Annotated in this window: 6 protein-coding genes; all 6 read right to left on the bottom strand. The window is 73.2% G+C overall.

Going from position 1 to position 6664, the window contains the following annotated elements:
- On the bottom strand, positions 1-1429 hold a 1429-nt coding region (locus tag MFF42_RS02750; RefSeq protein WP_238254426.1), incomplete at its 3' end, for a phytoene desaturase family protein.
- Positions 1430-1510: 81 nt separating this feature from the next.
- Positions 1511-2398, bottom strand: a complete 888-nt coding sequence (locus MFF42_RS02755; protein ID WP_238254427.1) for a type 1 glutamine amidotransferase — start codon at positions 2396-2398, stop codon at positions 1511-1513.
- A gap of 96 nt (positions 2399-2494) precedes the next feature.
- Positions 2495-3706, bottom strand: a complete 1212-nt coding sequence (locus MFF42_RS02760) for an ABC transporter permease (protein ID WP_238254428.1) — start codon at positions 3704-3706, stop codon at positions 2495-2497.
- Positions 3703-4668, bottom strand: coding sequence for an ABC transporter ATP-binding protein (locus MFF42_RS02765; RefSeq protein ID WP_238254429.1), 966 nt, complete (start codon positions 4666-4668; stop codon positions 3703-3705). The genes MFF42_RS02760 and MFF42_RS02765 overlap by 4 nt, the downstream gene beginning before the upstream one ends.
- Positions 4669-4679: 11 nt before the next feature.
- Complete coding sequence (locus tag MFF42_RS02770; RefSeq protein WP_238254430.1) at positions 4680-5108, bottom strand: DUF2141 domain-containing protein; 429 nt, start codon at positions 5106-5108, stop codon at positions 4680-4682.
- Positions 5108-6664, bottom strand: a 1557-nt coding sequence (gene crtI / locus MFF42_RS02775) for a phytoene desaturase family protein (protein WP_238254431.1), incomplete at its 5' end; no start/stop codon positions are given. The genes MFF42_RS02770 and crtI, both read right to left, overlap by 1 nt.

Consider the following 6664-nt stretch of genomic DNA (forward strand, 5'->3'; position numbering starts at 1 on the left):
GGGCGGCGCCGCCCGCGAGATAGAGGCCGCGCACCTCCCGCGAGCGGTTGCCGGGCTTGAACGCGCCCATCATCCGCCCGTGCGAGGCGAGCCCGTAGATCGCGCCGTTCAGCACCTTGTAGCGGTCGTGGATGTCCTGCGGCGTGAGGTGGCGCTCGACGACGATGCGCTCCTCGATGTCCGGCATGCCGCCGGTGCGCTTAAGCTTCTCCAGGATCGTCCGGCGATAGGCCGGGAACATCTTCGACCAGTCGTGGTGCGGGCGCAGATACGGCGTGTGGACGAGGACGTAGAGCGCCTCGCCGCCGTCCGGCGCCACGCTCGGATCGGTGGAGGAGGGGGCCGCGAGGTAGGCGGTCGGGTCGGGGGCCGGCTCACCCTTGCGGTAGATGAAGTCGAACTCCTCCTCCGGGTCGCGGGAGAAGACGAAGTCGTGGTGGGCGAGGTGCTCGTAGCGCTTGTTGAGCCCCAGATAGAGCACCACGCCGGAGCAGGCCGGCTCGAAGGTCTTCTTCTCGTAGGATCTGCCGACCTCGCCGCCGACGAGTTCGCGGTAGGTGCGCACCGAATCCATGTTGGAGATCACGGCGTCGTAGGCGCTGATGCCGTCGCGGGTGCGCAGGCCGCGGAGCTGGCCGTCGGCGATGTCGAGGCCGAGCACCTCGTCGGCGGGCTTCATCGTGGCGCCGAGCTCGGTGGCGAGCCGCATCAGCCCCTCGGCCACCGCGCGGGTGCCGCCCATCGGGTACCAGACGCCTTCCGCCGTCTGCATGTGGGCGATGGCGCAGAGCACCGCCGGCGCGCCGTAGGGCGAGGAGCCGACATATTGCACGAAGTGGTCGAGCATCTGCGCGAGCCGCGCATCCTTGACCTTGCCGCGGATCGTGCTCGCCACGGTGGCGTGCATGCGCAGGCTCAGCACGTCGCGCAGCGTTCCGGGGTTCATGTTGGCGCGGATGTCGATCGTGTCGAACAGGTCCTGCACCGCCTTCCAGAAGAAGAACCTTTCGGACACGCCGTGCAGGTGCTCGGAGACGGCGATGAACTTCCTGTAGCCGTCGCCCACCCCTTGGCCCGGCGCGAAGCGGTCCATGGAGGCGGCCATGGCGTCGACGTCCTCGATCAGGTCGATCGCCGAACCGTCGTCGAAGAAGCAGCGCCATTGCGGGTCGAGGCGGCGCAGGTCCATGTAATCGTGCACCGAGCGCCCGGCCTCGGCGAAGATGCGCTCCAGGACGCGGGGCACGGTGAGGATGGTCGGGCCCATGTCGAAGCGGAAGCCGCCCTCGTGCAGCACCGCCGCCTTGCCGCCCATCCACGCGTTCTTGTCGTAGACGGTGACGCGATGCCCGCGGGCCGCCGCCACGCAGGCCGAGGCGAGACCGCCGAGCCCGCTGCCGATGACCGCGACCGAGGAACCCTGGCTCATTGGAAACGCGTCTCCCGCGCGGCTTGGAAGGCGGCTTGGAAGAAAGCCGTCAAGGCGAAGCTAGATGCAGGGGAGGACGGGTCAACGTGCCACCCGGTCGCGCTCCGGCCATTTCAGGCCGCGGGCTGTGGACAGGTGCCTCAGGAAATTGCCGATCTCGCGGCGCCGCGGCCCGGGCTCGACGACGTCGGACCCCACACCGAGCCGCCACGCCCGATGCCGCCGGGCCGGCCCGTCGCGGCCGGCAAGCTCGGCGACCTCGCCCGCATGGGCCTCGACCGCCGCGCGGTCCGCGGCGAGCCCGGCGGAGACGACCGCGTCGGCACTCAGCCGCAGCATCGCGGCGAGTTCGTCGAGGTCGGTCTCCGGGTGGTACTGCGTGCCCCAGAACAGGCCCCGGCCGTAAGGGATCTCGATCGCCTGCACGTCGAGGACGGCGTTCGCCGCGAGCACCCGCGCACCGGGCGGGGCGCCGAGGACGGCGTCGAGATGGATCGCGGGCGCGTCCCAGGCGAGGCCGCGGCCGGCGAGCAAAGGGTGCGCGGCGCCGTCGCCGACCGGCGCGATGCGCCGGGCGAAGCCGTATTCCGGTCCGCGCGGGTTCTCGCCGACATCCCCGCCCGCCACGGCGGCGGCGACCTGCATGCCCCAGCACGAGCCGAAGACCGGCAACCCGGCCGCGAGCGCCGCGCGCATCAGGTCGAGCTGGCGCCGCACGGCCGGCCCGTCCTCGGCGAGCCGCAGGGTGGAGCCGGTGAGCACCATGCCGTCGAAGCCCGCGAGCTCGGCCCCGCCCACAGCGTCGGCGTCGGCGGGATTCACCAGCGTGCAGGCCGCCTCGGGCGCGAGGTCGGCCACCACGGCGGCGAAGGCCTCCGAGGTGGTCTGGCCGACGGCCTCCGCGCGCGTGGCGCGACCGTCGCGGTCGTTGCCGTCGGCGATGAGCAGGCGCAGCATCGGGTGGGTCATGAGGGCGGGGCGGCTCGGATGGCGGTCGGGGATCCGAGCCCGTGCCCGATCCGCACGCATCCGTCGCGGGCGCGGGTCGCCGCGGGGCAATCCGCCTCAGAGCGCGCGCCGGCCCACCACGGCCACGGCCACGCCGAGCCCCACCGCCGCCAGCCCCGCCAGCACGCCCCAGGCGGGCAAGGCCGCGGCGACACCCTCGCCGAGGGCCGCCTGATAGGCCTCGATCGCCCAGGCGTTGGGGGTGAGCCAGCCGGCCTGCTGCAGCCAGGGGGGCATGAGGAAGCGGGGCACCATGCTGCCGCCCACCGCCGAGAGCAGCAGCACGCCGAAGGTCGCGGCGAGATGCGCCTGCTGCCGCGTGGCCGAGAGGGCGCAGGCTGCGAGCGCGAGGCCGGCGGCCATGGCGGAGACGAGGATCGAGGTGACGAGCCAGCCGATCCAGTGGCCGGAAACGTCGACGCCGTGCAGGAGCGCGGCGGCGGCAAAGATCAGGCCGGCCTGAACCACGCCCTGGCTGAGCAGGAATAGGAACTTTCCCAGGACGATCACCGGCAGGCCGCCGGGGCCGGCGGCGAGGCGGTCGGCCAGCCCGCCCTCGCGCTCGTCCACCAGGGAGAGCGCCCCCTGCATCGCCGCGAACAGCAGGAACACGGCGGCGATGGCGCCCGCGTAGTAGCTCACCCGCTCGTTGCCGCGCCCGCTCGCGGTGGTGCGGGTCTCGACGAGGCGGGTGAAGGAGAACGGCTCCTTCTTCGCCCGCTGCTCGGCGAAGGCCTCGTCGAGGAAGGCGCGCTCGTCCGGGCCGATCTTGCCGGAGCGCTCCACGTCCGCGACGATGCGCGAGAGCACCACGTCGGGCAGGGCGTCGTTCAGCGCGCGCTGAAGCTGGCCGAGCGCGATCGGCGTGGCCAGCGCCCGCGACGGGCTCTCGATCAGCAGCACCGGCTGGTTCGGCACCGTACCGCCCTTCTCCGCGCCCGTCGGCGCCGCGAGGTCGCCCCGCAGCACCAGGGCGACATCGACCTCGCCGCGGCGCACGGCGCGGAGGGCGGCCGCCTCGTCCGTGACGGTCAGGCGCTCGACGCGCAGGGACGGCTCGGCCTCCAGCGCCGTCACGAGGCGCTCCGTCGTGGCGGTGCGGGCGAGGTCGGCGAGCCCGAGATGGATGCGGATGCGGTCGCCGATCGCGCCGGAAAAGATCGCGGCGAAAATTGCGAAGATGACGGTGGGCAGCACGAAGGCCATGGTCAGCGCCGCGCGGTCGCGCAGCAGCGAGAGCCACATCACCCGGAAGGCCGCCGCGATCACGCCGCGCTCTCCAGGCCCGGAGCGTCGGCGAGGGTGTCCCGGTAGAGGGTTTCCAGGCCGGGGCGGCGGACGCGGATCTCGGCGACCGGCACGCCGCCCTGCCGCAGGGCAGCGAGCAGGGCCGCGCCGTCGAGCCCGCCCGCGGCGCCGTGGTCGGCGCGCCAGAACCGCGCATCGCCCGCGAGCGGCACGAAGCCGGAGCGGCGGAGCGCCGCCTCGGCCGCCGCATCCGGCGCGCCCTCCAGCACCGCCTCGTGCTCCGGCGGGGCGGTCTCGAACGGGCGCATCAGCGCGGCGAGCGCGCCCTCCCGCAGGATCCGTCCGTCGGCGAGGATGGCCACGTGGTCGGCGAGGCGCTCGGCCTCGGAAAAGTCATGGGTGCTGACGACGAGGCCGGCGCCGCCCGCGCGCAGTCCCGCCAGCACCGCGTGGATCGCCGCGCGCGCCTCGAGATCGACCCCCTGCGTCGGCTCGTCGAGCAGGATCAGGTCGGGCTGGCTCAGCAGGCTCGCGGCGATGTTGACCCGGCGCTGGTAGCCGCCGGAGAGCGTGGCGACGAGCCGCCCGGCCATTTCGGTGAGCGCGCAGCGCCCGATCGCCGCCGCCACCGCCCCGCGCCGCTCCCCCCGCCTCAGCCCGGCGAGCCGGGCGAAGACGTCGAGATTCTCGGCGACGGTGAGGCGGGGATAGAGGGCGATCTCCTGCGGCACGAAGCCGATCCTCTTCCGCGTCGCCCGGTCGGCATGGGGGTCGCCGCCCAGCACGCGCACGGAGCCGACGTCGGGCCGGAGCCGCCCGGCGAGCAGGCGGATCAGGCTGGTCTTGCCGGCCCCGTTCGGCCCGAGCAGCGCCAGCGTCGTGCCGCGGGCGAGGGTGAGGTCGACCCCGCGCAGGGCCGGACGGCCGCGATAGGCGAAGGCGGCCCCCTCGACGGAGGCGAGGGGCGGGGCGGCGGCGCGCATCGGAAGGCCCGTCAGCGCCGCGGCAGGGGACGGGCGAGGCGGACCCTCACCGCGGCGCCGGGCTCGCGCAGGTCGAAGCTCGCGCTCGCGAAATCCGGCCGCGCCCGGCGCCCGACCGCGCCGGAGAAGCCGTAGGGCTCCAGCGGCAGGCCGAGCCCGGTGCGGTCGAGTCGGCCGTTGCCGTTCTCGTCCTGGAAGGCGGCGACCGCCCAGACGCCCGCCGGCACGCCGGTGAAGACGAGGCGCTCGGCGCCGCCGCGGGCCGGGACGCTCCGGCCGATCGGGCAGGCGGCTTCCGTCAACCCGCCCTGGCAGAGGGTGACGTAGACCTCGCCCGGCCCCGGCTCGGAGCCCTCGACGATCACCTCCAGGCCCGCCGCCCGCGCCGGCCCTGCGAGGGCGGCGAGCACGGCGAGGCCCGGGAGAAAGGCCGCCCGCATCAGCTCGGGTCGCCCTGCGTGGCCAGCGGCGAGGTCGTCGGCAGCTCCGCCAGGATCGCGGGCGCCTGCTCCTTGGCGAGATCCTCGATCAGGAGCCGGGCGGAGATGCGCGCGCCCTCGTAGATCACGGGAAGGCCCGAGCCCGGATGCGTGCCGCCGCCGACGAGGTAGAGGCCCGGCCCGAAGCGGTTGTGGGGTCTGAACCACAGCATCTGCATGAGGTCGTGGGCGAGGTTGAAGGTCGCGCCCTCGTGCACCGCGAATTCGTCGCGCCAGTCGCGGGGATCGACCACGCGCTCGTAGCGGATGCGGCTCTCGATGTCGGGGATCCCCAGGAGCTTCAGGCGCTCCAGCACCAGCTTGCGGTAGCGGGGGCCGACCGTCTCCCAGTCGATGCCCGCCTTGAGGTTCGGCACCGGCACCAGCACGTAGAGGGCGGTGTGGCCGGGCGGCGCCATGCCGCCATCGGTGAAGCCGGCATGCTGCACGTAGACCGAGGGCTGCATCGGCAGGGTGCCGCCGGTGATCTCCTTGATGTTGCGCTCGTAATCCTTGGCCAGAAGGATGGTGTGGTGCCCGAGGCTCTCGGGCATTTTGCCCTCGATGCCGAGATAGAGCATGTAGGTCGAGCAGGAGAGCCGGGCCTTGCCGATCTTGGCGTCGCGCCAGCGCGGGCGGCGCGCCTCCGGCACGAGGTCGCGGATCACCTTTGCGAAGTCGCCGTTCACGACCACCGCGTCGGCCTTCAGCGTCTCGCCGCCGACGACCACGCCGCAGGCGCGCTTGCCCTCGAACAGCACCCGCTCGACCGACTGGCCGAGGCGGATGTCGACGCCCATGCGGCGGCCGAGCCCGGCCATCGCCTCCGAGACCGCGCCGCAGCCGCCGACCGGATGGTAGACCCCGTGCTCGTATTCGAGGAACGAGAGGATCGTGAACAGGCTCGGGCAGCGGAAGGGGCTCATCCCGAGATATTTGGTCTGGAACGAGAAGGCGAGGCGCACCCGCGGGTCGGCGAAGTAGCGCCTCAGATCCCGGTCCACGCTGCGGCCGGGATGAAGGTGGGGCAGCGCCGCGAGCATGGCCGGGCTCGCCATCGACAGGAAGTTGTCGAAGGGCTGCTCCAGCACCGGCTTGAAGTAGTTCAGCTTGATCCGGTTCTCGGCGAAGAACTTCTCGACGTTCTCGGCATCGGCCGGGGCGAGGCGGGCGATCTCCGCCTTGAGGCGCGGCACGTCGCCGGTGGCGCGGATCTGGCCCGAGATGCCGTCCTCGCCCTCGAAGACGAGGTTGTATTGCGGGTCGAGCCGCTCCAGGCGGACATGGTCTTCCAGGCGCTCGCCGCAGGATTCGAAGATGTCGGCGAGGATCTGCGGATAGAGGAAGAAGGTCGGGCCGATGTCGAAGCGGTAGCCGCCCGGCGCCTCGACGGTCTTGGTGCGGCCGCCGACCGTCGCGTCGCGCTCGATGACGGTGACGTGCAATCCGGCCTTGGCCAGGAGCAACGCGGTGGCGAGTCCGCCGGGGCCGGCCCCGACGACGACGACGCGGCGGCC

Origin of the sequence: Methylorubrum podarium (genome assembly GCF_022179745.1) — a bacterium.
GTDB lineage: Bacteria > Pseudomonadota > Alphaproteobacteria > Rhizobiales > Beijerinckiaceae > Methylobacterium > Methylobacterium podarium.